At 70.6% G+C, this 24,776-nt stretch carries 21 protein-coding genes and 1 tRNA gene; 9 read left to right on the top strand and 13 right to left on the bottom strand.

Going from position 1 to position 24,776, the window contains the following annotated elements:
- Positions 1 to 6 precede the first annotated feature (6 nt).
- The 4 genes from ABD999_RS34040 to ABD999_RS34025 all read left to right on the top strand — a co-directional run bounded on the left by ABD999_RS34040 (position 7) and on the right by ABD999_RS34025 (position 3,155).
- Positions 7 to 993 (top strand): branched-chain amino acid ABC transporter permease, encoded by a 987-nt coding sequence (locus ABD999_RS34040; protein ID WP_148032610.1) that lies wholly within the window; start codon positions 7 to 9, stop codon positions 991 to 993.
- Positions 983 to 1,915: an ABC transporter ATP-binding protein gene (locus ABD999_RS34035; protein WP_148032611.1), complete on the top strand. Its 933-nt coding sequence runs from the start codon at positions 983 to 985 to the stop codon at positions 1,913 to 1,915. The genes ABD999_RS34040 and ABD999_RS34035 overlap by 11 nt, the downstream gene beginning before the upstream one ends.
- Positions 1,912 to 2,697 (top strand): ABC transporter ATP-binding protein, encoded by a 786-nt coding sequence (locus tag ABD999_RS34030; protein WP_148032612.1) that lies wholly within the window; start codon positions 1,912 to 1,914, stop codon positions 2,695 to 2,697. Before ABD999_RS34035 ends, ABD999_RS34030 begins: the two co-directional genes overlap by 4 nt.
- 62 nt (positions 2,698 to 2,759) lie before the next feature.
- Positions 2,760 to 3,155: a hypothetical protein gene (locus tag ABD999_RS34025; protein WP_219543455.1), complete on the top strand. Its 396-nt coding sequence runs from the start codon at positions 2,760 to 2,762 to the stop codon at positions 3,153 to 3,155.
- A 66-nt stretch (positions 3,156 to 3,221) separates the two neighbouring features.
- Here ABD999_RS34025 and ABD999_RS34020 read toward each other — a convergent pair whose 3' ends face one another.
- Complete coding sequence (locus tag ABD999_RS34020; protein WP_148032614.1) at positions 3,222 to 4,517, bottom strand: ABC transporter substrate-binding protein; 1,296 nt, start codon at positions 4,515 to 4,517, stop codon at positions 3,222 to 3,224.
- Positions 4,518 to 4,704: 187 nt separating this feature from the next.
- On the opposite strand from ABD999_RS34020, the gene ABD999_RS34015 reads away from it, so the two are divergent.
- Complete coding sequence (locus ABD999_RS34015) at positions 4,705 to 5,556, top strand: hypothetical protein (protein ID WP_271279612.1); 852 nt, start codon at positions 4,705 to 4,707, stop codon at positions 5,554 to 5,556.
- A 16-nt stretch (positions 5,557 to 5,572) separates the two neighbouring features.
- Here ABD999_RS34015 and ABD999_RS34010 read toward each other — a convergent pair whose 3' ends face one another.
- Positions 5,573 to 6,157, bottom strand: coding sequence for an ANTAR domain-containing response regulator (locus ABD999_RS34010; RefSeq protein ID WP_261808661.1), 585 nt, complete (start codon positions 6,155 to 6,157; stop codon positions 5,573 to 5,575).
- Positions 6,158 to 6,263: 106 nt separating this feature from the next.
- On the opposite strand from ABD999_RS34010, the gene ABD999_RS34005 reads away from it, so the two are divergent.
- From ABD999_RS34005 to dapD, 3 genes are all read left to right on the top strand, one after another.
- Positions 6,264 to 6,346, top strand: a tRNA-Leu gene (locus tag ABD999_RS34005).
- Positions 6,347 to 6,561: 215 nt separating this feature from the next.
- Complete coding sequence (locus tag ABD999_RS34000) at positions 6,562 to 6,981, top strand: pyridoxamine 5'-phosphate oxidase family protein (protein WP_148032616.1); 420 nt, start codon at positions 6,562 to 6,564, stop codon at positions 6,979 to 6,981.
- A 49-nt stretch (positions 6,982 to 7,030) separates the two neighbouring features.
- Positions 7,031 to 7,972: a 2,3,4,5-tetrahydropyridine-2,6-dicarboxylate N-succinyltransferase gene (gene dapD, locus ABD999_RS33995; RefSeq protein ID WP_271279613.1), complete on the top strand. Its 942-nt coding sequence runs from the start codon at positions 7,031 to 7,033 to the stop codon at positions 7,970 to 7,972.
- A gap of 48 nt (positions 7,973 to 8,020) precedes the next feature.
- Here dapD and pyk read toward each other — a convergent pair whose 3' ends face one another.
- The 4 genes from pyk to gltB all read right to left on the bottom strand — a co-directional run bounded on the left by pyk (position 8,021) and on the right by gltB (position 17,361).
- Positions 8,021 to 9,451, bottom strand: coding sequence for a pyruvate kinase (gene pyk, locus ABD999_RS33990; RefSeq protein ID WP_148032618.1), 1,431 nt, complete (start codon positions 9,449 to 9,451; stop codon positions 8,021 to 8,023).
- 119 nt (positions 9,452 to 9,570) lie between these two features.
- Positions 9,571 to 11,193 carry a S8 family peptidase gene (locus tag ABD999_RS33985; protein WP_271276371.1) on the bottom strand — a complete coding sequence of 541 codons (1,623 nt, stop codon included), beginning with the start codon at positions 11,191 to 11,193 and terminating at the stop codon, positions 9,571 to 9,573.
- A 144-nt stretch (positions 11,194 to 11,337) separates the two neighbouring features.
- Positions 11,338 to 12,816 (bottom strand): glutamate synthase subunit beta, encoded by a 1,479-nt coding sequence (locus ABD999_RS33980; protein WP_345483074.1) that lies wholly within the window; start codon positions 12,814 to 12,816, stop codon positions 11,338 to 11,340.
- 12 nt (positions 12,817 to 12,828) lie between these two features.
- Entirely contained in the window at positions 12,829 to 17,361 is a 4,533-nt protein-coding gene (gltB, locus tag ABD999_RS33975; protein ID WP_271278717.1) for a glutamate synthase large subunit, read from the bottom strand.
- A gap of 195 nt (positions 17,362 to 17,556) precedes the next feature.
- Here gltB and ABD999_RS33970 point away from each other — a divergent pair, with 195 nt between their 5' ends.
- Positions 17,557 to 19,185 carry a bis-aminopropyl spermidine synthase family protein gene (locus ABD999_RS33970; RefSeq protein ID WP_271278718.1) on the top strand — a complete coding sequence of 543 codons (1,629 nt, stop codon included), beginning with the start codon at positions 17,557 to 17,559 and terminating at the stop codon, positions 19,183 to 19,185.
- A 97-nt stretch (positions 19,186 to 19,282) separates the two neighbouring features.
- On the opposite strand, the gene ABD999_RS33965 is transcribed toward ABD999_RS33970, so the two are convergent.
- The 7 genes from ABD999_RS33965 to trpA form a co-directional block, all read right to left on the bottom strand.
- The gene (locus ABD999_RS33965; protein ID WP_148032622.1) at positions 19,283 to 19,876 is read right to left on the bottom strand and encodes a hypothetical protein; all 594 of its coding nucleotides are present in this window, start codon (positions 19,874 to 19,876) and stop codon (positions 19,283 to 19,285) included.
- Between the two features lie 85 nt (positions 19,877 to 19,961).
- A complete protein-coding gene (locus ABD999_RS33960; protein ID WP_219543448.1) occupies positions 19,962 to 20,783 on the bottom strand; it encodes a hypothetical protein in 822 nt (273 codons plus the stop codon).
- Entirely contained in the window at positions 20,780 to 21,484 is a 705-nt protein-coding gene (locus ABD999_RS33955) for a VIT1/CCC1 transporter family protein (protein WP_219543447.1), read from the bottom strand. The genes ABD999_RS33960 and ABD999_RS33955 overlap by 4 nt, the downstream gene beginning before the upstream one ends.
- Complete coding sequence (gene lgt, locus ABD999_RS33950) at positions 21,481 to 22,500, bottom strand: prolipoprotein diacylglyceryl transferase (protein WP_271278719.1); 1,020 nt, start codon at positions 22,498 to 22,500, stop codon at positions 21,481 to 21,483. Before lgt ends, ABD999_RS33955 begins: the two co-directional genes overlap by 4 nt.
- Before the next feature lie 26 nt (positions 22,501 to 22,526).
- Positions 22,527 to 23,279, bottom strand: coding sequence for a thioredoxin domain-containing protein (locus ABD999_RS33945; RefSeq protein WP_271278720.1), 753 nt, complete (start codon positions 23,277 to 23,279; stop codon positions 22,527 to 22,529).
- Positions 23,245 to 23,805, bottom strand: a complete 561-nt coding sequence (locus ABD999_RS33940; RefSeq protein WP_261808664.1) for a DoxX family protein — start codon at positions 23,803 to 23,805, stop codon at positions 23,245 to 23,247. Before ABD999_RS33940 ends, ABD999_RS33945 begins: the two co-directional genes overlap by 35 nt.
- A gap of 168 nt (positions 23,806 to 23,973) precedes the next feature.
- A complete protein-coding gene (gene trpA, locus ABD999_RS33935) occupies positions 23,974 to 24,774 on the bottom strand; it encodes a tryptophan synthase subunit alpha (RefSeq protein WP_148032627.1) in 801 nt (266 codons plus the stop codon).
- Positions 24,775 to 24,776 lie beyond the last annotated feature (2 nt).

Genomic DNA, 24,776 nt, shown 5'->3' with positions numbered 1-24,776 from the left:
GGAATCATGAACTGGGACATCATCCTCTCCACCACCCTCAAGGCCGCCATCGGCGTCGAGACGGTGTGGTACGCGCTCGCCGCCATCGGCATCAACATCCACTTCGGCTACACCGGCCTGCTCAACTTCGGCCAGTCGGCGTTCCTGGCCGTCGCCGGCTACGGCCTGGCCGTCACCGTCACCGTGATCGGGCTGCCCTTCTGGATCGGCATCGGCGTCGGCCTGGTCGCCGCGGTCCTGCTGGCCTTCCTCCTGGGCATCCCCACGCTGCGGCTGCGCGCCGACTATCTGGCCATCGTGACCATCGCCGCGGCGGAGATCGTCAGACTCATCTTCCGTTCCGTGGAGTTCAAGAGCGTCTTCGGCGGCTCCGACGGCCGGCGCGGCTTCTCACAGGGCTTCTACGAGATCAACCCCTACGCGGAGGGGACCTACGGGTTCTGGCCGTTGAGCTTCAACGAGCGCGAGATGTGGGTGCTCACCGTCGGCTGGGTCCTGATCGCCATCGCCTGCCTCATCGTCTTCTTGCTGATGAAGAGCCCGTGGGGACGCGTGCTCAAGGCCATCCGCGAGGACGAGGACGCCGTGCGCAGCCTCGGCAAGAACGTGTTCTCCTACAAGATGCAGTCGCTGATCCTCGGCGGCGTGCTCGGCTGCCTGGGCGGCTTCGTCTACGGACTCGCCACCGGGTCCGTGCAGCCCGACATCTTCGGCACCGAGACCACGTTCTTCGCCTACACGATCGTCATCCTCGGCGGCGCCGCCCGCGTGTTCGGCCCGGTGGTCGGCGCGTCGATCTTCTGGGTGCTGCTGGTGCTCGTCAACGGTCTCCTCAGCGGCGCGGTGCAGTCCGGAGTCATCACCTTCATGGACATCACGCAGGTCGGCCCGTTCCGCTTCCTGCTGGTCGGACTGGGGCTGATCCTCCTGCTCGTCTACCGCCCGCAAGGCATCTTCGGCGACAAGAGGGAGCTGGCCATCAATGCACGCTGAGACCGCCACCGACCGCAAGGCCGCCGCGCTGGCCGCGTTCAAGGACCTCCCCCACGAGCCGGGCGTGGCCAAGCCCGACCCGATCCTCGTGGTCGACAACGTCGTGCGCCGCTTCGGCGGCCTGACGGCCGTCGACGTCGGGCACGTGGAGGTCCAGCGCGGCTCCATCACCGCCCTCATCGGCCCCAACGGCGCGGGCAAGACCACGTTCTTCAACCAGCTCACCGGCTTCGACACCGCCGACTCGGGCGAGTGGACGTTCAACGGGCGCAAGATGAACGGCGTGCCGGCCCACAAGGTCGCGCGCGCCGGCATGGTCCGCACCTTCCAGCTCACCAAGGCGCTGTCGCGGCTCACCGTGCTGGAGAACATGAGGCTCGGCGCGCAGGGTCAGAAGGGCGAGAACTTCTGGCGCGCGCTGATCCCCGGGTCCTGGCGCGGCCAGGAGGACCAGATCACCGCCCGGGCCGACGAACTGCTGGCCAGGTTCAAGCTCGACGCCAAGCGCGAGGACTTCGCCGGCTCGCTCTCCGGCGGCCAGCGCAAGCTGCTGGAGATGGCCCGCGCCCTCATGGTCGAGCCCGAGCTGGTCATGCTCGACGAGCCCATGGCGGGCGTCAACCCGGCGCTCACCCAGTCGCTGCTCGGCCACGTCAAGGACCTGCGCGAGCAGGGCATGAGCGTGCTGTTCGTCGAGCACGACATGGACATGGTGCGCGACATCAGCGACTGGGTCATCGTCATGGCACAGGGCGCCGTCATCGCCGAGGGCCCGCCGGACACCATCATGTCCGACCAGCGGGTCATCGACGCCTACCTGGGCGCCCACCATGACGCGCCGCTCTCGGAGAGCGAGCTGGAGGAGCAGCTTCACGAGGCCGAGGAGGCGCTCGAGGCCGAGATCCAGGAGGAGAGCAAGTGAACGCCGTCCCCGAGTCCAAGGCCGCCGTCACCGACCGCAGCGACCATCTCAGCGGCGCCGAGAACGCCGTGCTCCGCTGCGACGAGCTGATCGCCGGCTACCTGCCGGGTGTCAACATCCTCAACGGCTCCGACCTGTACGTGGGCGACGGCGAGCTGATCGGCATCATCGGCCCCAACGGGGCCGGCAAGTCGACGCTGCTCAAGGCCATGTTCGGGCTGGTCGACATCCGCAGCGGCACGGTCACGCTGAAGGGTGAGGACATCACCAACATGAAGGCGCACCAGCTGGTCTCGCGCGGCGTCGGCTACGTCCCGCAGACCAACAACGTCTTCCCCAGCCTGACCATCGAGGAGAACCTCGAGATGGGGGCCTTCCAGGCGCCCGCCAAGTTCAAGGAGCGCTTCGAATTCGTCTGCGAGCTGTTCCCGGCGCTCAAGGAGCGGCGCAAGCAGCGCGCCGGCTCCCTGTCGGGCGGTGAGCGGCAGATGGTGGCCATGGCCAGGGCGCTCATGACCGAGCCGTCGGTGCTGCTGCTGGACGAGCCGTCGGCGGGCCTGTCGCCCAAGCTGCAGGACCTGGTGTTCCTCCAGGCCCAGCAGATCAACAAGGCCGGCGTCACCATCATCATGGTGGAGCAGAACGCCCGGCGCTGCCTGCAGATCTGTCACCGCGGCTACGTGCTCGACCAGGGGCGTAACGCCTACACCGGCACCGGACGCCAGCTCGCCGACGACCCCAAGGTCATCGAGCTGTACCTCGGGACCCTCGCCAGGGCGTAGATCACGGCACGAAACGGAGAAGGGGCTCCACCCGGGGCCCCTTCTCCGTTTTCAATGTCCATGTGAACCGTTTCGTGGCGTTCGTGCTCATGCTCCCCGTCCTGGCGGCCTGCGGGCAGGCCCCCGCCGCCGGCGCCTACAGCACCGGCGGCGACCCCGGCGACGATCCGTGCGCGCGCGTGGTCTCCGCCATCGGCTACGCCGGCCTCCTGCTGGAGCCCGCGGGCGAGGAGGACGCGCAGCGCTTCGAGGACGCCGTGCTCGGCCGCCTGGCCGAGGTGCGCGGCATCACCCTCCAGTTCGGCCCCCGCCTGCCCGCCTCGCTCGGCGGCGCCGTCCGTACGGTCGAGGCCACCACCCAGGACCTGTCCGTGGCGAGCCTGCCGCGCGCGCGGCAGGTGGCACTGCTCAAGGAGTACCGGGCCGCCGCGGGGCGGATCGAGGAGGGCTGCTCCTGAGCACGTGAAAGGGCCCCGGTCCTCAGGGGGGAGGGACCGGGGCCCGGTGGCTCACCGGAGGAGCGATCAGCCCTCGATGTTGCCCGTGCGGTACTCGACGGCCTTGGTGCCGTACTTGTTGTCGTCGCCGTACTCGTAGATGCCGATGGTGGCGACGGCCGGGTCACCGGCGTCGTTGAACTCGACCGGACCGCTCACGCCGTCGTAGTCGATGTCCTTGCCGGCCTTGAGCAGCTCGACGCAGGTCGGGAAGCTGTCGCACTTCTCGCCGCCCTTGCTGACCTCGGCCAGCTTGGCCGCGATGGCCGTGCCCGAGTCGCTCTTGGCGGCCTCAGCGGCCAGCGCGATCAGGTTGGCGGCGTCGTACGACTCCGGCGCGTAGCTGAAGTCCTCAAGGTCACCGTCCACCTCGAGGAGCTTCTTCTGGAAGTCCTCAGGAGACGCGGCGCCGGGGATCGTGCCCTTGACACCCTTCAGGGTGCCCTTGGGCATGTCGACGTAGTTGGTGTTGGAGGTGTTGCCGTCGACCATGTACCACTTGTGCTTGTCGGCCGGCAGACCCTGCTTGACCAGCTCGTTGATGACCTTGGCGGTCTCCTCGAAGCCGATGAGCACGATGCCCGCGGGGTTCTTCGCCTTGATCTTGGCGATGTCGGCGGCGAAGTCGGCGGCCTTCGGGTCGTAGTCGACCCGCTCGACCACCTCGGCGCCACCGTCCTGGACGGTCTTGACGACCTGGTCGGCCAGGCCGGTGCCGTAGGAGTCCTGCATCGCCATGATGGCGACCGTGGCGTTGCCGTCGGCGACGATCAGGTCACCGAGGACGCGGCCCTGCAGCTTGTCCGGCGGCGAGGTGCGGAAGTAGAGGCCCTTGTCGGCGATGGTGGTGAACGTGTCGGAGGTGTTGGCCGGGGAGAACTGGATGACGCCCGCGCCGGTGATCTTGTCGATCACCGTCTCCGAGACCGACGAGGAGGCGGCGCCGATGATGGCGTCGGCCTTCTGCGCCAGCAGGTTGTCGACCGACTGGGAGGCGATGTTGGTGGTCGTGTCGCCGGAGTCGGTGTGGATCTTGACGACGTCCTTGCCGAGCACGCCGCCGGCCTCGTTGATCTCCTTGACGGCCAGGTCGACGCCCGCGAACTCGGGCGGGCCGAGGAACGCGAGCGACCCCGTCTGCGGCAGCAGCGTGCCCAGGGTAAGCGTGCCGTCGCCCTCTGCCGCGGGGGCCGCGGAGGATGGCGCAGCCGACGAAGGTGTGGATTGCGAGGCGGTGTCGCTGCCACCACCGCAAGCTGTCAGGGCGAGGCTGGTGGCAGCCACGACAGCCAGCACCCGTCCCACGGGAGCAATGCGGACCATGAAGTAATCTCCTTCATTCCAGGCCGGGATCCGTCAGCACGCCGAGCGTTCCCGATCGAATGACGGAAACGTACAAAATGCCTGCATGGTGATGCCAGGGCAGCGGGGTAACTGTCGGCACTTGGATGCGGAGTCGTAATCAGTCCTCAACTTACGCGCGTGATCGGCAGGTGCTTAATCTGCCTCGGTGAAGCGGATAACGGCACTCCTCCCCCTGATGGCCCTCCTCGCAGGTTGCGGCGGTGACAGCGTGCCACCGCCCGACGCCGCACCGCCGCCGGGCGTATCGGTCTCGCTCGCGCAGTGGCGCTCGGACGAGCCCGCGCACAGGATGCAGGTGGCCGTGCGCAACGCCTCCGAGACTCCGGTGCACTTCACCGACGTTCAACTGGTGACGCCATCATTCACCACATTGGCCCCACAAAACGTGGAAATCACGGTCAAGAAGACGGAGAGAACCGACTTACCCATCCCCTTCGGGAAAGCCAACTGCACGCCCGGCCGTCTTCCCGGGGTCCAGCCGGCCACCGTCGTCGCCCACGTCCGCGTCGGCGCGGAGCAGGAGCCGCGCAAGGTGGTCTTCGAGATCCCCCACCCCGATCCGCTGCTGACCCGGCTGCTGCGCGACGAGTGTTCGGAGCATCTGATCAAGCTGGCGGCCGACATCGCCTTCGGCCCCGAGTGGAAGCGGGTCGGCGACGCCATGCACGGCACCCTCGTGCTGACCCGCCGCGGCGAAGGCGCCGTCACCGTGCACCGCATCGACGGCACCACGCACTACATCGCCGCCCCGGTCACCGAGGGCGACCCGATCGCCGAGCTGGACGCCGCGGCCCCGAGCATCGCGGCCGAGATCCGGCTCACCCCCGGGCGGTGCGACCCGCACGCCTTCGCCGAGGCCAAGAAGGCGTTCCTGTTCCCCGTACGCGCCAGCGTCGACGGCGGCGAGCAGCGCGTCGTGATCGTCAGCCCGCCGAAGGACGTCCAGGACCGTCTCATCCACTACGCGCTCGACGTGTGCGGCCTGCCCACGTCGTGAACCCGCGCCGGGGCGCTCAGCCCCGGTCGGCCGCGTCCTCGATGACGATCTGGGCGACCTCGCGCATGCTCAGCCGGCGGTCCATGGACGCCTTCTGGATCCAGCGGAACGCCTGCGGCTCGCTCCAGCCGTGCTGCGTCATCAGGCTGCCCTTGGCCCGCTCGACCAGCTTGCGCGTCTCCAGCCGCTCCGTCAGGCTCGACACCTCGGCGGCCAGCGCCACCATCTCCTCGTGACGGCTCACCGCCATCTCGATCGCCGGCACCAGGTCGGCCTTGGTGAACGGCTTGACCAGATAGGCCATCGCCCCCGCCTCCCTGGCCCGCTCCACCAGGTCACGCTGGGAGAACGCGGTGAGGATCAGGCATGGCGCGATCCGCTCGGCCACGATCCGCTCCGCCGCGGAGATGCCGTCGAGCACCGGCATCTTGACGTCCAGGATGACGAGATCGGGCCGCAGATCGGTGGCCAGCCGGATCGCCTGCTCCCCGTCGCCGGCCTCCCCCACGACGACGTAGCCGTCCTCCTGGAGCATCTCCTTGAGATCGAGGCGGATGAGCGCCTCGTCTTCCGCGATCACCACTCGCCGCTGCGTACTCACGAGCAGAAGAGTACCGATGTCCGGTACATTAGATCCACGGCGGCATCCTCGACAGTCTCCCTGAAGAGGTGAACCCCCACAAGTTTCCGGACACGTCTGGAAATATGCCGGAATGGTGGAATGGCAGACACTGACGCCTCAAAAGCGTCTGCCCGCAAGGGCGTGCGGGTTCGAATCCCGCTTCCGGCACCCCGGAAACCGTCGCACGCACCCTCGTGTGACCCTTGATCGTGCTCTCCGATCGGCCGGTTGCGGCGGCCAGGTCGTGCACCGAACGCCCCGTCGAGACGCCCTCCCCCTGCTCCACGTGACCTTTCGCCTCGAAGGTACGCCTCCAAAGCAGGCATAGGGTGACCGAAGATCGGTAATGAACGGATCACGGTGGCTTTTCGGAGGTGGATGCCGTGGGGTTGAACGTGGCGGAGCGGGCCAAGTTCCTGGCGGAGCCGCATGTGGCCGGTGTGGCGGTCGACGCGGGAGCGGACCGGGGGCCGCTGAGCGTGCCGGTCTGGTACGACTACGAACCGGGCGGCGACGTGGAGTTCCTGACCGGGCGTGACTCCCGGAAGGCGGCGCTGATCGGGAAGACGGGCCGGTTCACGCTGCTGGTGCAGCGGACCAGCCCGACCTATCGGTACGTGTCCGTCGAGGGGCCGGTCGTGTGGTCGGGGCCGACGACGTTGGAGCAGCTCACCAGGATCGCCTCGCGCTACCTGCCGGTCGAGGCGGTTCCCGGCTACGTGGAGGGGTCCGACCTGGGCGCGCTGGTGACGTTCCGGATGCGGCCCGAACACTGGCTGTCGGCCGACCTGGGCGCCATCTGAGGAGCACCGTCACGGTATTTTGAGGCATGTGACTGCTATCGATCCTGCCGTGACCGGCGCTTTCGGCATCGGCCTCGCGACCATAGCCGCTGACGGCACCGTACTCGACACCTGGTTCCCCGAGCCTCAGCTGGGCGAGCCGCCCGTGACGGGCACCGAGCGGCTCTCCGCCGAGGAGGCCGGCGAGCTGGGCGGGCTGGTGGGGCCCGACCAGGCGCGCGGCGTGGAGGTGGTGGCGGTCCGCACCGGCATCGCCAAGCTCTCCGAGCCGCCGGCCGACGCCCACGACGCCTACCTGCGGCTCCACCTGCTCTCGGCGCGGCTGGTCCGGCCGCACGGCCTGAGCCTCGACGGGGTGTTCGGCAAGCTGGCGAACGTCGTGTGGACCAGTCACGGGCCGTGCGCCGTGGACGGCTTCGAGATCACGCGGGCGCGGCTGCGGGCCAGCGGGCCGGTGGCGGTCTACGGGGTCGACAAGTTCCCGCGCATGGTCGACTACGTGATGCCGTCCGGGGTGCGGATCGCCGACGCCGACCGGGTGCGCCTGGGCGCCCACCTGGCGAGCGGCACGACCGTGATGCACGAGGGGTTCGTCAACTTCAACGCCGGCACGCTGGGCGCGTCCATGGTCGAGGGCCGGATCTCAGCGGGCGTGGTGCTCGGCGAGGGCTCCGACCTGGGCGGCGGCGCGTCCATCATGGGCACGCTCTCGGGCGGCGGCAAGGAGGTCGTCTCGGTCGGCAAGCGCTGCCTGATCGGCGCGAACGCGGGCATCGGCATCTCACTGGGCGACGACTGCGTCGTCGAGGCCGGGCTGTACGTGACGGCGGGCACGAAGGTGCGCCTGCCGGACGGCGGCGTGGTGAAGGCCAGGGAGCTGTCGGGGCGCGACGGGCTGTTGTTCCGCCGCAACTCCGAGACCGGCGCCGTGGAGGTGGTGACCCGCCAGGGCACCGGCATCGAGCTGAACGAGGCGCTGCACGCCAACTAGCGTCCGGCCGGCTTCCCTCCCGGGGGCAGCCGGCCGACGGACGGTCCCTCAGCTGGCGTGGGAGACGGCGGAGCCGATCGTGTGCACGCGCAGCGCGTTGGTGGAGCCGGGGGTGCCGGGCGGGGAGCCGGCGACGATGACCACCTTGTCGCCCTTCTCCAGCCGGCCCAGAGACAGCAGCGACGCCTCCACCTGCCGCACCATGTCGTCGGTGTGGTGCACGAACGGCACCTGGAACGTCTCCACCCCCCAGGTGAGCGAGAGCTGGCCGCGGACGTGGGGCGCGGAGGTGAAGGCCAGCAGCGGGATCGGCGAGCGGTAGCGGGCCAGCCGGCGGGCCGTCTCGCCGGACATGGTGAAGGCCACCAGGGCCTTGGCCCCCACGATGGCGCCGACCTCGGCGGCGGCGCGGGCGATGGCGCCGCCGGTGGTCTCCGGCATGCGCTCCAGGGTGTGGGTGGCGTGCAGCGAGGAGGCCTCGGCGGCGCAGGCGATGCGGTCCATCGTGGAGACGGACTCGATCGGGTAGTTGCCGACGGAGGTCTCGCCCGACAGCATGACCGCGTCGGCGCCGTCCATGACGGCGTAGGCGACGTCGGAGGCCTCGGCGCGGGTGGGGCGGGGGGCGCTCATCATCGAGTCGAGCATCTGCGTGGCGACGATGACCGGGCGGGCCTTCTCGCGGCACAGCTCGATGATGCGCCGCTGCACGATCGGCACCTGCTCCAGCGGCAGCTCGACGCCGAGGTCGCCGCGGGCGACCATGATGCCGTCGAAGGCCTCGACGATCTCGGGGAGGCGCTCGACCGCCTGCGGCTTCTCGATCTTGGCGAGGAGGGGGAGGCGGACGGCCTCCTGCTCCATGATGTTGCGTACGACGTCGGCGTCGGAGGGACGGCGGACGAACGACAGGGCGATCATGTCGAACCCGGTGCGCAGCGCCCAGCGCAGGTCGGTCTCGTCCTTGTCGGTGAGCGCGGGGGCGCTGACGTTGACGCCGGGCAGGTTGAGACCCTTGTTGTCGGAGATCATGCCGCCGATGACGACGCGGGTGACGACCCGGTCGCCGTCGACGCGGGTGACCTCGAGCACGAGCCGGCCGTCGTCGACGAGGATGGTGTCGCCGGGGCGCACGTCCTTGGCGAGACCCTTGTAGGTGGTGGAGACCTGCTCGCGGTCGCCGGGGACGTCTTCGGCGGTGATGGAGAAGACGTCGCCGAAGCCGAGCCGGACCGGCCCCTCCTCGAAGCGGCCGACGCGGATCTTGGGGCCCTGCAGGTCGGCGAGAACGCCTACACCGCGGCCGAGGTCGGCCGCCACCTCCCTGACGCGATCGAAGACCTCTCTGTGCATGTCATGGTCGCCATGGCTGAGGTTGAACCGTGCGACGTCCATGCCCGCGGCGATGAGATCGCGCAGGCGTTCGGGTGAGGACGTGGCTGGGCCTAGAGTGCAGACGATTTTCGCGCGACGTGTCACGAGTCCTACCTTAATTGGTACAGACCACTTGGCAGTCAAGGACGACGCAGAACGTACCGCGCGCGGGAGAACAGCACGGCAACGGCGACCGGCGAGCGCGCCACGTGCACGTGTCGCCGTCATGGTTCGAAGGTGGCCGCCTCCAGGGCGTTGACGATGCCGTGGCCGTAGAAGCCGTTCTTGTCCGGGCCGCCCTCGCACACGTGCGTGGTCTTCTCCCCGTACACGTCGTAGACGTACGCGCGCGGGACGGGGCACGCCGCCGGCGTCGCGGTCTTGTACAGGTACTCCTCGACGGTGTCAGGCGCGAGGGTGACGCCGCCCGGCCCCGGCTTGCCGAAGCGGCTGATGATGATGGCGGCCACGCCGGTGGCATGCGGGGCGGCCATGGAGGTGCCGTCGAGGTACTGGTAGTACGCGCAGGTGCCGCGGGCGCAGTCGCGCACGACGTCCTGGCCCTTGGGCTTGCCGTCGGCGCCGATGCGGCCCTTGGCGCGCAGCGCCTTCTCGGGGGCGGCGGCGAGGATGGAGCGGGTCGGGGAGGCGCCCTTGCCGTCGAGCGCGTCGCCGCCGGGCGCGGCGACGTCCGCCTGTTCCGTCCCGTAGTCGCTGTAGATGGCCTTGCGGCCGGACGGGCCGACCGAGGCGACCGAGATGACGCCTTCCGACTCGGCGGGGACGTTGAGGCAGCCGTTGTCGATCCTGCGGATCTTCTCATCGCCGCGCGGGTAGCCGGGGCTGTCGTTGTCGGCCTTCGGCCGGCCGAGGTCGGTGGCGCCGTTGCCGAGCGCGGAGACGAGGGTGACGCCCTTCTTCCTGGCGTAGTCGAGGGCGCGCTGCATGCCGGTGATGATGGCGCGCTGTTCGAGCTGCTCCTTCTTGCTGTCGGACGGGTTCGCCCGGCAGTTGAACAGCCACGGGTCGACGTAGTAGCTCATGTTGACCACGTCGACGCCGATGTCGCCGGCGTAGGTGAGGGCGTCGAGGCTGGCCTTGAGGAAGAAGAAGCCGGAGTCCTGGCCGGCCCGGATGTTGACGAGCTGCACCCCAGGGGCCACTCCGGCGATGCCGATGCCGTTGATGGGCGCGGCGATGGTGCTGGCGACGTGCGTCCCGTGGCCTTCGTCGTCCTGGTCGACGGGGTCCTTGCAGTCCGCGGCCTCGCAGGGGCCGTCGAGGTTCTCGCCGTTCTCGTCCTTGGGCCGGTCGGTGACGAAGTTGCGGCTGAGCCCGCGGTTGAAGTTGGGCGCGATGTCGGGGTGGTTGCCGTCGATGCCGGTGTCGATGACGCCGACGAGGACCTTCTTCGTGCCGGGCGCCTTCTCGTTGGCGCGGTCGGCGCCGATCAGCCGCATGTCCCACTGGAGGCCGCTGAGCGGGTCGCTTTTCTCGGCGGAGCCCTTCTCGCCGAAGGCCGACCCGTCGGGGAACGCCCTGGCGGCGGTCGCGGAGGTGCGGCCGATGGCCCTGTCGCCGGAGACGCCGACGACGGCGGGGTCGGCGCCGACGGTCTCGGCGAAGCGCTCGCCGGAGCCCTGGGCGATCAGGTAGCCGAGCTTGGTCTCGGTGTGGGTGACGGTGCCGTCGGCCTTCCGCACGGCGGTGAGCGCGTCGGCCCGGCGGCCGTCGGCGTAGAAGACGAGGTAGTCGGCGGCGGCCGCGGCCGCGGGGGTGACCGGGGAGCAGGCGGTCAGCGCGGCTGTCGCCGACAGCGCCGCGAGGACCGGGGCAACACGCCTCATTTCTCCCCTATCATCCGTACTTCTCCAGAATGTGCATCTTCCCGACCTGCGGCAACTGATGCAACCCGCCGGATACGGGGGCGAGCCGGGACGCGAAACGCCCGCCCGGGAAGGGGCCGGGCGGGCGTTTCGTTCCAGCGCAGGTCAGACCAGCGGACGGGCCGTCGGCAGGATCGGGTAGGGCAGCGCCGTGTCACCGGTCAGGAACCGGTCGACGCCGCTGGCGGCGGCGCGGCCCTCGGCGATGGCCCAGACGATGAGCGACTGGCCGCGGCCCATGTCGCCGGCCACGAACACGCCGTCGACCTTGGACATGTAGGTCTTGTCGCGCGCGACATTGCCGCGGGCGTCGTAGAAGCCGTCGCCGCCCAGCTCGGCCAGGTCCCGCAGCAGCGGGCCCCGCTCCGGGCCGACGAAGCCCATGGAGAGCGTGACCAGCTCGGCCGGGATCTCCCGCTCGGTGCCGGAAATCGGCTTGAAGCCCGACTGCGGGCCCTCGACCTCCACCAGGCGCAGCGCCTTCACGTTGCCGTCGGCGTCGCCGACGAACTCCGTGGTGGAGACCGCGTACACCCGCTGCCCGCCCTGCTCGGCGAGCTCCTCGTGGGCGCTCTCCATCTTGAACAGGATCGGGAAGGTCGGCCACGGCTGCCCGGCGGCCCGGGTCTCGGGCGGCCGCGGCATGATCTCCAGCTGCGTGACGGACGCGGCGCCCTGCCGGATGGCGGTGCCGATGCAGTCGGCGCCGGTGTCGCCGCCGCCGATGACCACGACGTGCTTGCCCTCGGCGGAGATCGGGGAGACCGCGAAGTCGCCCTCCTGCACCTTGTTGGACAGCGGCAGATACTCCATCGCCTGATGGACGCCCTTGAGCTCGCGGCCCGCCACCGGCAGGTCGCGCCACGCGGTCGCGCCGCCGGACAGCACCACCGCGTCGTACTGCTCGCGCAGCTCGGCGGCGGTGACGTCGAGGCCGACGTTGACGCCGGTGCGGAACTCGGTGCCCTCGGCCCGCATCTGCGCCAGGCGGCGGTCGATGTGGCGCTTCTCCATCTTGAACTCGGGGATGCCGTAGCGCAGCAGCCCGCCGACGCGGTCGGCCCGCTCGTACACCACCACGTCGTGACCGGCGCGGGTGAGCTGCTGGGCGGCGGCCAGCCCGGCCGGGCCGGAGCCGACCACGGCCACCCGCTTGCCGGTCTTGCGCTGCGGCGGCTGCGGGGTCACCCAGCCCTCGGCGAACGCCCGGTCGATGATCTCGACCTCGACCCGCTTGATCGCCACCGGGTCGGCGTTGATGCCGAGCACGCACGCCGCCTCGCACGGAGCCGGGCAGAGCCTGCCGGTGAACTCCGGGAAGTTGTTGGTGGCGTGCAGCCGCTCGATCGCCTCGCGCCAGTCGGTGCGGTGGACGAGGTCGTTCCACTCCGGGATGAGGTTGCCCAGCGGGCAGCCGTTGTGGCAGAACGGGATGCCGCAGTCCATGCAGCGGGCCGCCTGCTTGGTCAGCTTGCCGGACGGGAAGTCCTGATAGACCTCCTGCCAGTCGCCGATGCGGACGTCGACGGGGCGGCGCGCCGGCAGCTCCCGCTCGTGCGTGAGGAACCCCTTGGGGTCAGCCATCGGTACGCCTCCCTATCCCTGAACCGCAGCCGCCATGACGGCCTCGTCGATGTCCCTGCCTTCGATGCGGGCGGCCTCCGCGGCCTCCAGGACCCGCCGGTAGTCGGTCGGCATGATCTTGCCGAACCGGGTGAGCGCGGAGTCCCAGTCGGCCAGCAGCTGCTTGGCCGCCGGGGAGCCGGTCTCGGCGAAGTGCTTCTCGACGGTCTCCTTGAGGAACTCGGCGTCCTCGCCGGTGAGCGCCTCGATGGCGACCATCTCGCGGTTGACCCGCTCGGCCTTGAGGTCGAGCAGGTAGGCGACGCCGCCGGACATGCCGGCCGCGAAGTTGCGCCCGGTGGGGCCGAGCACGACCACCCTGCCGCCGGTCATGTACTCGCAGCCGTGGTCGCCGACGCCTTCGACGACGGCGGTCGCGCCGGAGTTGCGCACGCAGAACCGCTCACCGACGACGCCCCGGATGAACACTTCTCCGGACGTAGCACCGTACAAGGCGACATTTCCGGAAATGATGTGACCGTCGAGCGGCGCCTCCTCGTGCGGGCGCAGCGTGACGCGACCGCCGGACAGGCCCTTGCCGAGGTAGTCGTTGGCGTCGCCGGTGAGCCGCAGCGTGATGCCGCGGGGCACGAACGCGCCGAACGAGTTGCCCGCCGAGCCGGTGAAGGAGATGTCGATCGTGTTGTCGGGCAGGCCCTCGCCGCCGTGACGCTTGGTGACCTCATAGCCCAGCATGGTGCCGACCGTGCGGTTCACGTTGCGGATGGGCAGGTCGAGCGTGACCGGGGTGCCGTCGCGGAGCGCGCCCTCGGCGAGCTGGATCAGCGTGTTGTCCAGCGCGTGGTCCAGGCCGTGGTCCTGGCCGGTGACCCGGCGCAGCGCGGTGCTCGCGGGCAGGTCGGGCCGGTGCAGGATCGGCGACAGGTCGAGCCCGCTCGCCTTCCAGTGGTCCTCGGCCGCCGTGGTGTCGAGCATCTCCACGTGCCCGATGGCCTCGTCGAGCGAGCGGAAGCCCAGCTCGGCGAGGTACTCGCGGATCTCCTCGGCGATGAACTCGAAGAAGTTGACCACGAACTCGGGCTTGCCGCTGAACCGCCTGCGCAGCTCGGGGTTCTGTGTGGCGACGCCCACCGGGCAGGTGTCGAGGTGGCAGACCCGCATCATCACGCAGCCGCTGACCACGAGGGGCGCGGTGGCGAAACCGTACTCCTCGGCGCCCAGCAGGGCGGCGATGACCACGTCGCGGCCGGTCTTGAGCTGGCCGTCGACCTGCACCACGATGCGGTCGCGCAGGTTGTTGAGCAGCAGCGTCTGCTGCGTCTCTGCCAGGCCCAGCTCCCACGGCGCGCCCGCGTGCTTGAGGCTGGTCAGCGGGGACGCGCCGGTGCCGCCGTCGTGGCCGGAGATCAGCACCACGTCGGCGTGCGCCTTCGACACCCCGGCCGCGACCGTGCCGACGCCGACCTCGGCCACCAGCTTCACGTGGACCCTGGACGCCGGGTTGGCGTTCTTCAGGTCGTGGATGAGCTGCGCGAGGTCCTCGATCGAGTAGATGTCGTGGTGCGGCGGCGGCGAGATGAGGCCGACGCCGGGTGTGGAGTGGCGCGTCTTGGCGATCCACGGGTAGACCTTGTGGCCGGGCAGCTGGCCGCCCTCGCCGGGCTTGGCGCCCTGGGCCATCTTGATCTGCAGGTCGTCGGCGTTCACCAGGTATTCGGAGGTGACGCCGAACCGGCCGGAGGCCACCTGCTTGATCGCCGACCGGCGGGCCGGGTCGTAGAGCCGCTCGGGGTCCTCGCCGCCCTCACCGGTGTTGGACTTGCCGCCCAGCCGGTTCATCGCGATGGCGAGCGTCTCGTGCGCCTCCATCGAGATCGAGCCGTACGACATCGCGCCCGTGGAGAACCGCTTGACGATCTCCGAGACGGGCTCGACCTCCTCGATCGGGATCGGGGTGCCCGCGCGCAGCTTGAACAGGCCGCGCAGGGTCATCAGCCGCTCCGCCTGGGAGTCCACCATGCCGGTGTACTCCTTGAAGATCTCGTAGCGGCGGGTCCGGGTGGCGTGCTGCAGCTTGAAGACGGTCTCGGGGTTGAACAGGTGGGGCTCGCCCTCGCGCCGCCACTGGTACTCGCCGCCGACCTGGAGCCGGCGGTGCGCGTTCGCCGCCCTCGGGTACGCGTGCGCGTGACGCTCGGCGGCCTCTCTGGCCAGCACGTCGAAGCCGACGCCGCCGAGCCGCGAGGTGGTGCCGGTGAAGCAGGAGTCGATGACCTCCTGGCTCAGGCCGAGCGCCTCGAAGATCTGCGCGCCGGTGTAGGAGGCCACGGTCGACACGCCCATCTTGGACATGACCTTGATGACGCCCTTGCCGTACGCCTTGATCAGGTTGCGTACGGCCTTGCGCTTGTCGACCTTGAGCGTTCCGCTGTCGACCAGGTCCTCGACGGTCTCGATGGCGAGGTAGGGGTTGACCGCGCCGGCGCCGTAGCCGATGAGCAGCGCCATGTGGTGGCACTCGCGGGCCTCGCCTGTCTCGATCACCAGGCCGATCTTGGTGCGGGTCTTCTCCTGGATCAGGTGGTGGTGCACCGCGCCGGTGAGCAGCAGCGACGGGATGGGCGCGAGCGCCTCGCCGGAGCCGCGGTCGGACAGCACGATGATCCGGGCGCCGTCGGCGATGGCCTGAGAGACCTCGGCCCGGATCTCGTCGAGGCGGTGCAGCAGGGCCTCGCCGCCGCCCGCGACCTCGTAGAGGCCGGAGACGACGTGCGGGTGGAAGCCCGGCAGGTCGTGCTCGTCGTTGATGTGGATGATCTTGGCGAGCTCGTCGTTGTCGATCACCGGGTACGGCAGCACGAGCTGGCGGCACGACGTCGGCCCGGGGTCGAGCAGGTTGCCCTCGGGACCGAGCGTGCTGGCCAGGCTGGTCACCAGCTCCTCGCGGATGGCGTCCAGCGGCGGGTTCGTCACCTGCGCGAACAACTGGCTGAAGTAGTCGAACAGCAGCCTGGGCTTCTCGCTGAGCACCGCGACCGGGGTGTCGGTGCCCATGGAGCCGATCGGCTCGATGCCGGTGCGGGCCATCGGGGTGAGGATGACGCGCAGCTCCTCCTCGGTGTAGCCGAAGGTCTGCTGCCGCTTGACGAGCGCCTCGTGGCTGGGGCTGTCGACCTCGCGCGTCTCCGACACGACCCAGCGCTCGCGCGCGGGCAGCTCCTCGAACCTGACCAGCCCGGCGTGCAGCCAGTCCTCGTACGGGAGCGCGGCGGCGAGCTCGGCCTTGATCTCGTCGTCCTCGATGATCTTGCCGCGGGCGGTGTCGATGAGGAACATCCGGCCGGGCTGCAGGCGGCCCTTGCGGACCACGTCCCCGGGCTCGAAGTCGAGCACCCCCGCCTCGGAGGCGAGCACGACGAGCCCGTCGGCCGTCACCCAGAAGCGGCCGGGGCGCAGGCCGTTGCGGTCGAGCACGGCGCCGGCGAGCGTGCCGTCGGTGAACGTGATCGACGCCGGGCCGTCCCACGCCTCCATCAGGGAGGAGTGGAACTCGTAGAAGGCGCGGCGCGCGGGATCCATCTCGGTGTGGTTCTCCCACGCCTCAGGGATCATCATGAGCACCGCGTGCGGCAGGCTCCGGCCGCCGATGTGGAGCAGCTCCAGCACCTCGTCGAAGGAGGCGGTGTCGCTCGCGTCGGGGTCGCAGATCGGGAAGAGCCGTGCCAGGTCGCCCGGGATCAGGTCCGACTGGAGCATGGCCTCGCGGGCGCGCATCCAGTTGCGGTTGCCCTTGACGGTGTTGATCTCGCCGTTGTGCGCGATGTAGCGGTACGGATGCGCGAGCGGCCAGCTCGGGAACGTGTTGGTGGAGAACCGCGAGTGGACCAGCGCGATCGCGCTCTCGTAACGCTCGTCGGACAGGTCGGGGAAGAACGGCTCGACCTGCTCGGGGGTGAGCATGCCCTTGTAGACGACCGTACGCGCCGACAGGGACGGGAAGTAGACGTCCACCTCGTGCTCGGCCCGCTTGCGCAGGCAGAACGCGAGCCTGTCGAGGTCGATCCCGGCCTCGCCGCCCGGCGAGGACACGAAGATCTGCTTGAAGTACGGCATGACCGCGCGGGCGCTCGGCCCGGGCAGCGCGCGGTCGACCGGCACGTCGCGCCACCCGAGGACGGTGAGGCCCTCCTCGGCGGCGATCTCCTCGATCATGCCGGTGGCGATGGCCCGCGCCTGCTCGTCGATGGGCAGGAACGCGATGCCGGTGGCGTACTGCCCGGCGGGGGGCAGCGGGAAGCCGGTGGTCGCGCGGTAGAAAGCGTCGGGGATCTGGGTGAGGATCCCGGCTCCGTCGCCGGTGTCCGGCTCGCTACCCTTGGCCCCCCGATGATCCAGATTGCACAGCGCCGTCAGCGCCTTGACCACGATCCCGTGCCCCCGGCGTCCTGCGACGTCGGCGACCATGGCGACACCACAGGCGTCATGCTCGTTGGCGGGGTGGTAGAGGCCCTGGGGCTCGGGGAACCCGAGGTGGGCAGCAGGCATTGCATCCCTCCCGTCGTCATCGTCTGTCTTGAACTGCTTACAGGCGGGGACGACGTTGGCCCTGCTGCATATCGTGTGTAGAGGTTACCGCACGCTGCCGGAATGGTGCCCATCGCGTCCGTTTTACGAAACATGTCGCACTTATCCGAGGTCAGCGGCTCGGATCTTGGCGCGGCGGATCGATAGGGTGGCCGTATGGAGCGTGACGGGGTGGAGCGCCTGCTCGGCGCGGCAGGGGTGGACAGCAGGCGGCTCAGGCACGCGCTGACCCTGCTCTGCGACGGCCGCTGGTGGTCCCTGGCCGACCTGGTCAGGGAGACCGCGACGTCCCGGCGCACCATCGAGGAGCTGCTACGCGAGCTGCGGACGGAGCGGGAGGGAGACCGGTTCCGGCTGCCGCCGGCGCACTGGCAGGACTTCCAGGACCTGCTGGCGCTCGCGCCGCCTCCGGAGGACCCGGTCCAGCACCTGGTCGCGCACTACGAGCCCGCGCTGGAGCGGCTGCGCGAGCTGGTGGCCAAGGCGCCGCGGCCCCGCCACGCGCTCGACCACGTGCCGGCCACGCCCGAGACGGTCCTGCGCCGGGCGCTGCTGCTCGGGGCCCGTTTCTGGCTCCCGGGCGGGCGACTGCTGTGTGTCGGCGACCACGACCTGACCTCGGTCGCGGTCAAGCTGGTGCATCCGGAGACCGACGTGACCGTGGTGGACGTCGACGACCGCATCCTGGCCTACATCGACGAGCAGCGGCTGGGGATCCACACCCGCTGGGCCGACCTGCGGCTGGGCCTGCCCGCGTCGGCCCGCGACCACGACCTGGCCGTCACCGACCCCCCGTACACCCCGGAGGGCGTCGGCCTGTTCGTGGCCCGCGCGCTGGAAGGGCTGACGGAGAACGGGCGCGTCCTGCTGGCGTACGGAGCGAGCGAGCGGACCCCGGCGCTGGCGCTGAAGGTGCAGAACGCCCTGTCGGCGTTGAACGTGGCGTTTGAAGCGATTTACCCAGATTTCAACAGATATTTTGGGGCAGAGGCGATCGGCTCCGCCGCCGACCTCTACATCCTGCGCCCCACCACCAAGACCGCCCCCGCCGTGCGCTCCCGCCTCTCCCAGCTCACCACCGCCATCTACACCCACGGCCCCCAGTCGGTCGAGTCCGCCCCGGCGCCCGCTCCCGGCCAAGCGGAGCCCCGCCCGACCCCCGCGAGCATGGCCGAGTCCGCCACCCGCCTCTCGTCCGCCGTCGAGGCCGACCTGCTGGTCGGCGACTGGCCCGCCACCCTCCCCCAGCCCCGGGTCAAGCTGGCGACCTGGCTGGGCAAACCGTACGCGGCCTCGGTGGAAAGGGTCGCGATAGCCGTCCCCCCGGGCCTGGAGGCTGCCCTCCCCCGCCTCCTGCTGGCCACCCGCGCCCCGCACGTCGAGGTCCACCTGGCGGGCCCCTTCGACATCCCCTCAGCGCTGGACCCCGTCTACAGCTTCACCGAGTCCGGCGCCATGCTCACCGCGACCCGCCGCCCCCGCCCCGAGGCCCCGCAGGCCCAGATCCTGCGCCGCATCCTCGACAGCGGCCACGCCAAACTGGCCAACACCTGGCGCGAGGCCCTCATCGCGGTAGCCGCCACCCACGACGTCACCCTCACCAAGAACGAGGCCCGCGCCCTGATCCGCGAGGCGGCCCCCTGGGCCGGCGACCTCACCCCCCTGGACGCCCCACTCCACCGCCTGACGGCCCTCCCCTCAGCCATCGCCGCCACCCTCCACTCCCTCCCCGACGACGGGAACAGCGGCGTTTCGAATCCCTACGGTGGGAACAGCGGGCCGTAAGGCACGCATGACGGCGCCTCACCCGGGGGGTTCCCCAAAGGGTTTGAAGCTTTTCACGCACTACGGCCGGTCACGCACAGCCCGAGAGAAACCCCGCTCACGTGGCGTCGAGGACGCGCGACTGGACGACGGCGCTCAGCCCGTCGAGGGCGATCAGAGGCTGCACGAGATCGCCCTCCGCGGCGCCCTCCAGGACACCCGCCCAGCTGACCGTCACGTAGTGCCCCAGCGCGCGGACCTCGGCACGGCTGCGGGCCGGGTCGAACGGGAGCGCCTGCCGGACGAACCCGTCCGTGCGCAGGGCGGACACCAGCGCGTCGGCGGCCCGCCCGTCCGGGAGGTTGAAGATGACGAACTGCCCCGCCATCCCCTCCCCCCGGTACGTGGCACGCAGCGCCTGCGTGCACCCGTCGGCCTCGACCCCCCACAGCGCGTCCGCGCAGTCGTCGAGCTCCTCGACGGCCTCGCGCCGCAGCGCTCCGAGGGTCTGCGTGGCGCCGGTGAAGACCTCGGCCGCCGTCAGCGGACGGGTGTCGGCCTGGCGGGTGTCGACGAGCGCGTACAGGGCGGACGTGGGCTGGGTGCGCAGCGCGGCGGGCCGGGGCGCGTCCCGTCCCAGCCACAGCCACGCGCCCGCCGCGACGACGGCGAGCGCGGCCGACACCAGCGCGATGACGAGTCGGACCGGCATCTAGTCCCCCTGTGACGCCAACAACCTGCCGCTGCGGACGAGCGGCCTCCTCGGTAACCGGACGAGCGCGTGGGAGCGTACACCATCAGGACCCCGGCCCGGTGATCGCCACGACGCGCTGGTAGACGGGCTTCTCGGCGCCGCGCAGGGTCAGGGCCAGCGACACGTAGTCGTCCTTGGCCGTGGGCTCGGCGCCGTCGGCCCGGCCGATCCACACCAGCCCGACGTAGTGGCCGAGGGCGTAGCCGCCCGCCTCGGTGTAGCCGCTGCCGGGGAAGGCGGCCTTGGCGCTCTCCAGGGGGAGCGTCCAGCCTCCCCGGTAGAGGGTCTTGAGCGACTCGACCAGCTCGGCCGCCGCCTGCCCGTCGCGCAGGTTGAGCAGGGTGTACTGGCCGACGTAGCGGCCGTCGGCGCTGGTGTAGAGGCCGCGGGCGGCCTGGCTGCACTCGGCGGCGGACACCTGCTCGATCAGCGCCTCCCCCCACAGGGCGGCCGAGCAGTCGGCCTCGATCTTGCTGGCGACCAGCCGGAGCCTGAGCTTCTTCTCCCCGGTGAGCGTCTTCTGGGCGAAGACCTCCTTCGCGGTGAGCGGCTTGGCGTCCTCGGCGCGGTCGGAGATCGGCTCGAACAGCTTGGGCGAGGCCCACCCGTGGAAGGTCTGCGGCAGCGCGGAGCTCGTCTGCGCGATGGCGGCGCCGGTCCGGCTCTCGGGCGTGTAGGAGCCGAGTGAGGCCACCACGACGACGAGCGCGACCGCCGCGGCGAGGACGGCGATCGACGAGGTGACGATGACGAGGAGCTTCTGCCGCTCGGGCCGGACCCCCCAGTCGGTGAGGAGCGGGAACTGCCAGTCGGACCGGGGCGGCCGGGTCCGGCGGCGCCTGCGGCTGCGCTGCGGGCCGGTCACAGCGTCGCGCCTTCGATCGCGTGGCCGAGGGCGAACGTCAGCGCGGCGGCGACGCTGCCGACGACGAGCTGCCGCAACCCGGAGTACCACCAGCTGCGGGCCGTCACAGCGGACACGATCGCGCCCGCGCCGAACAGGGCCAGGCACGACACCACCGCCGACACCCACAGCTCCACGGCGCCGAACAGGTAGGGCAGCAGCGGCAGGGCTGCTCCCAGCCCGAACGACAGGAACGACGAGACGGCCGCCACCTTGGGCTTGGGCAGGTCACGGGGAGTCATGCCCAGCTCGTTGCGGGTGTGGAGCTCCAGCGCCTGCTCGGGGTCGCGGGAGAGCTGCCTGGCCACCTCGGCGGCGAGCGCGGGATCGACGCCCCGGTCGGTGAAGGACCGGGCCAGCTCCTCCAGCTCCTCGTCGGGGTGGTGGGCGAGCTCGCGCGCCTCCACCTTGATCTCCCGCAGGGCCAGCTCCCGCTGGCTGGCGACCGAGACGTACTCGCCGCCCGCCATGGAGAACGCGCCCGCCGCCAGCCCGGCGACGCCCGCGAGCGCGATGATCCCGGGATCGCCGGTGCCGCCCGCGACCCCGGCGATGAGCGCGAAGTTGGACACCAGGCCGTCCATGGCGCCGAACACGGACGGCCGCAGCCAGCCGCCGGCGACGTCGCGGTGCTGGTGGTGAGCCTCCGCGCGCTCGCTCATCGGCTGTTCTTCTCCTCGGGTACGGCTTCGGAGTCCTGCCCGGGAACCCGGTCCGCGCCGGAGGCCTCCTCGGTGGCGGGGTCGTCGTCGGGGTCGGCCTGATCGGGCCGGTGCGCCGGATCGGCGTCGTCGTCCGCAGTGGAGTCGGCAGTGGAGTCGGCAGTGGAGTCGGCAGCGGCGTCCGGCCGCGCGACGACGACCTCCTCGGAGGTCTTGTTCCTGGTGACCCAGAAGTAGACGAGGGCGCCGACGAACAGCGCGATGGCGGTGAACTGGTTGATGCGCAGGCCGAGGAACTCGACGGCGTGGTCGACGCCGCCGACGGGGTCGATGCGCAGCCCTTCGATCCAGAACCTGCCCAGCGTGTAACCGGCCACGTAGAGGGCGAACAGCCGCCCGTGGCGCAGCGAGAACCGCTTGCCCGCGTAGATCAGGGCGAAGCCGAGCGCGACGTTCCACAGCGACTCGTACAGGAACGTCGGGTGGTAGAGCACGCCGGGCTCGCCGCCGTGCTGCATGTCGATCTCCAGGCCCCACGGCAGCGTCGTCGGCGAGCCGTACAGCTCCTGGTTGAACCAGTTGCCCCAGCGGCCGATCGCCTGGGCGAAGGCGATGCCGGGCGCGACCGTGTCGGCGACGGCGCTCAGCGACAGGCCGCGCCGGCGGCACGCCAGCCAGACGCCGACGGCGCCCAGCGCGACCGCGCCCCAGATGCCGAGCCCGCCCTCCCAGATGAACAGGGCCTGGATGGGCTCCTTGATCGCGCGGCTGCCGAAGTAGGTCTGCCAGTCGGTGATGACGTGGTAGAGGCGGCCGCCGATCAGGCCGAAGATCACCGCCGGCACGGCGATGTCGATGATCGTGCCCTTCTCGCCGCCGCGAGCGCGCCAGCGGCGCTCGCCCAGCCAGACGGCGACGACCACGCCGAGCACGATGCAGAGCGCGTAGGCCCTGATCGGGATGATTCCGAGATACCAGACCCCCTGGGAGGGGCTGGGAATCGAGGCTAGGAGCATGTCAGGTGAGGGTAGCGGACGCCGCGCTACTTGGCGGCCTCGGTGACGGTTTCGCGCAGCTCCTGAGGCGAGAACGCGACACTGCTGTCGAGCTCGGTGCCGTTGAGCTTCACCGTCGGGGTGCCCTGGATCTTCTGCTCGTCGCCGATCTTCTTGCTGTAGTCGAGCTGGGCCTTGGCGTAGGTCTGGGACGTGACGCAGGTCTCGAAGGCGGGGTCGGTGATGCCGGCGTCCTTGCCCCACCCGACCATCTCGTCGAGTTTGAAGCCCTCACCGACCTCGCTGGGCTGGTGCTCGAAGAGCGTGTCGTGGAAGGCCATCCACTGCGGGCCGTCGGGCACGCAGCGGGAGGCGGCCCCGGCCCGCACCGAGTTGGACTTGGTCGGCTCCTGGGAGAAGATCGTGATCGGGTGGTAGACGACCTTGGCCAGGCCCTCGGCGGCGAGGTTCTTGAACGTGGCGCCGCTGACCCGCTCCAGCTCGCGGCAGGCGGGACACTGGAAGTCCTCGTAGATGTCGATCACCGGCTGGGTCACGCCCTCCTTGGCCATCACCACGGCGCCCTCGGCGTTCACGGTGATCGGCGCCAGCGCCTCGCCGGCCTGCTCGGACTGCGACGTGCTGGCCGCGTACCACCACCCGGCGCCGACGGCGGCCAGCGCGACCACGCCGGCCGTCACGTAGGTGACGAGCTTCTTGCGCCGCTCCCGCACGCGGTCGGCTGCGCGCTGCTGCTCGATCTTCTCACGCGCCGACTTCGCCCGGTCGCCCTTGCCCATCGCCGTTCTCCTCTTCTCCGATCGGATGCTCCAGCCCCGCCAGGCCCAGCGGCCGGTCGAGCGCGACGCGCCCGGGCGGGAATCGCACGATCCAGACGCCCAGCAGCACGAAGCCGAAGTCGCGCAGGATGTCGATGAGGTACGTCGGCTCCTGCCCGGCCCCGAGCTGACCGCCGCCGCCGAAGCAGCCGCAGTCGATGCGCAGCCCGTGGGCCCACGCCCAGGCTATGCCGAAGACGAAGGCCAGCATGAGCAGCGCGGCGACCACGGCGGCCACCCTGGTCATGAGCCCGATGATCAGCAACACGCCGACCACGATCTCCACGATCGGCAGGCCGTAGCCGACCGTCGTGGCCACCGCGTCGGGCAGCAGCTCGTACGCTCTGACCGCCACGACCGACTCGGACGGGTTGCCTATCTTGAGCCCACCGGCCACGATCAGCACCCCGCCGAGGACCAGCCGGGCGGCGGTCGTCACCCAGGGTATCGCTGATCTGGCGTTGCGTGACGCCTCCGACGCGTTCACGGGCCATCTCCTCTTCCGCTGTGTACCGGGAAAGCGCACAGTACCTTGGATCTATCTGATCACGCTGCCGATAAGACTCGGCTAAGCGCCGATTGCCGCAGGTCGCACGGGACAAGGCGCGTGACAAGGCGAAGCCCCCGGGAGCTCCCGGGGGGCTCGCGGGCCGGGTCAGCCGCGGGCGCGGACTCCCTCGGCCATGTCACGGGCCAGCTTCTGGATCGAGGCGCGGCCCGCGGCCTCGTCGGGCGCGTCCAGGAGGCGGCGGATGAAGGCGGAGCCGACGATGACGCCGTCGGCGTAGCGGGCGACCTCGGCCGCCTGCGCGCCGGTGCCGACGCCGAGGCCGACGCACACGGGCAGGTCGGTGTGGGCGCGGGTGCGCTCCACCAGACCCTCGGCGGCGACGTTGACCGACTCCCTGGCGCCCGTGACGCCCATGAGCGAGGCGGCGTAGACGAACCCGGTGCAGCAGGCGGCGACCGCCGCGATGCGCTCGTCGGTCGAGCTGGGCGCGACCAGGAACACGGTGTCGATGCCTGCGTCGGCGGACGCCTCGCGCCACGGCCCAGACTCCTCGGGGGTCAGGTCGGGCGTGATGGTGCCGACGCCGCCGGCGTTGGCCAGGTCGCGGGCGAACCGGTCGGCGCCGTAGCGGTCGATCGGGTTCCAGTACGTCATCACGAGCGTGGCCGCGCCGGTGGCCGCCACGCCCTCGACGGTGCGCAGGACGTCGGCGATGCGGGTGCCGTTGACCAGGGCGCGGTGCACCGCGTCCTGGATGGTCGGACCGTCCATCAGCGGGTCGGAGTAGGGCAGGCCGATCTCGATGACGTCGCAGCCGGCCTCGACCAGGGCCGCGGCGGCGGCGACGGCGCCGTCCTTGGTCGGGAAGCCCGCGGGCAGGTAGGCGACGAGGGCGGCCCTGTTGTCCGCCTTGGCCTTGGCGAACACCGTCTGAAGAGTCGTCATTG

It is taken from the genome of Nonomuraea ferruginea, assembly GCF_039540635.1.
Lineage (GTDB): Bacteria > Actinomycetota > Actinomycetes > Streptosporangiales > Streptosporangiaceae > Nonomuraea > Nonomuraea ferruginea.
The sequence above is the reverse complement of the archived record's forward strand: the minus strand, read 5'-3'. Positions and strand labels throughout refer to the sequence as shown.

What these genes read in the sequence shown, in the direction of transcription:
- ABD999_RS34040 (WP_148032610.1), top strand. Translation starts at nt 7, where the DNA reads ATGAACTGGGACATCATCCTCTCCACCACCCTCAAGGCCGCCATCGGC.
- ABD999_RS34035 (WP_148032611.1), top strand. Translation starts at nt 983, where the DNA reads ATGCACGCTGAGACCGCCACCGACCGCAAGGCCGCCGCGCTGGCCGCG.
- ABD999_RS34020 (WP_148032614.1), bottom strand. Translation starts at nt 4,517, where the DNA reads ATGGTCCGCATTGCTCCCGTGGGACGGGTGCTGGCTGTCGTGGCTGCC.
- ABD999_RS33985 (WP_271276371.1), bottom strand. Translation starts at nt 11,193, where the DNA reads ATGAGGCGTGTTGCCCCGGTCCTCGCGGCGCTGTCGGCGACAGCCGCG.
- ABD999_RS33980 (WP_345483074.1), bottom strand. Translation starts at nt 12,816, where the DNA reads ATGGCTGACCCCAAGGGGTTCCTCACGCACGAGCGGGAGCTGCCGGCG.
- gltB (WP_271278717.1), bottom strand. Translation starts at nt 17,361, where the DNA reads ATGCCTGCTGCCCACCTCGGGTTCCCCGAGCCCCAGGGCCTCTACCAC.
- ABD999_RS33970 (WP_271278718.1), top strand. Translation starts at nt 17,557, where the DNA reads ATGGAGCGTGACGGGGTGGAGCGCCTGCTCGGCGCGGCAGGGGTGGAC.
- ABD999_RS33965 (WP_148032622.1), bottom strand. Translation starts at nt 19,876, where the DNA reads ATGCCGGTCCGACTCGTCATCGCGCTGGTGTCGGCCGCGCTCGCCGTC.
- ABD999_RS33955 (WP_219543447.1), bottom strand. Translation starts at nt 21,484, where the DNA reads ATGAGCGAGCGCGCGGAGGCTCACCACCAGCACCGCGACGTCGCCGGC.
- lgt (WP_271278719.1), bottom strand. Translation starts at nt 22,500, where the DNA reads ATGCTCCTAGCCTCGATTCCCAGCCCCTCCCAGGGGGTCTGGTATCTC.
- ABD999_RS33945 (WP_271278720.1), bottom strand. Translation starts at nt 23,279, where the DNA reads ATGGGCAAGGGCGACCGGGCGAAGTCGGCGCGTGAGAAGATCGAGCAG.
- trpA (WP_148032627.1), bottom strand. Translation starts at nt 24,774, where the DNA reads ATGACGACTCTTCAGACGGTGTTCGCCAAGGCCAAGGCGGACAACAGG.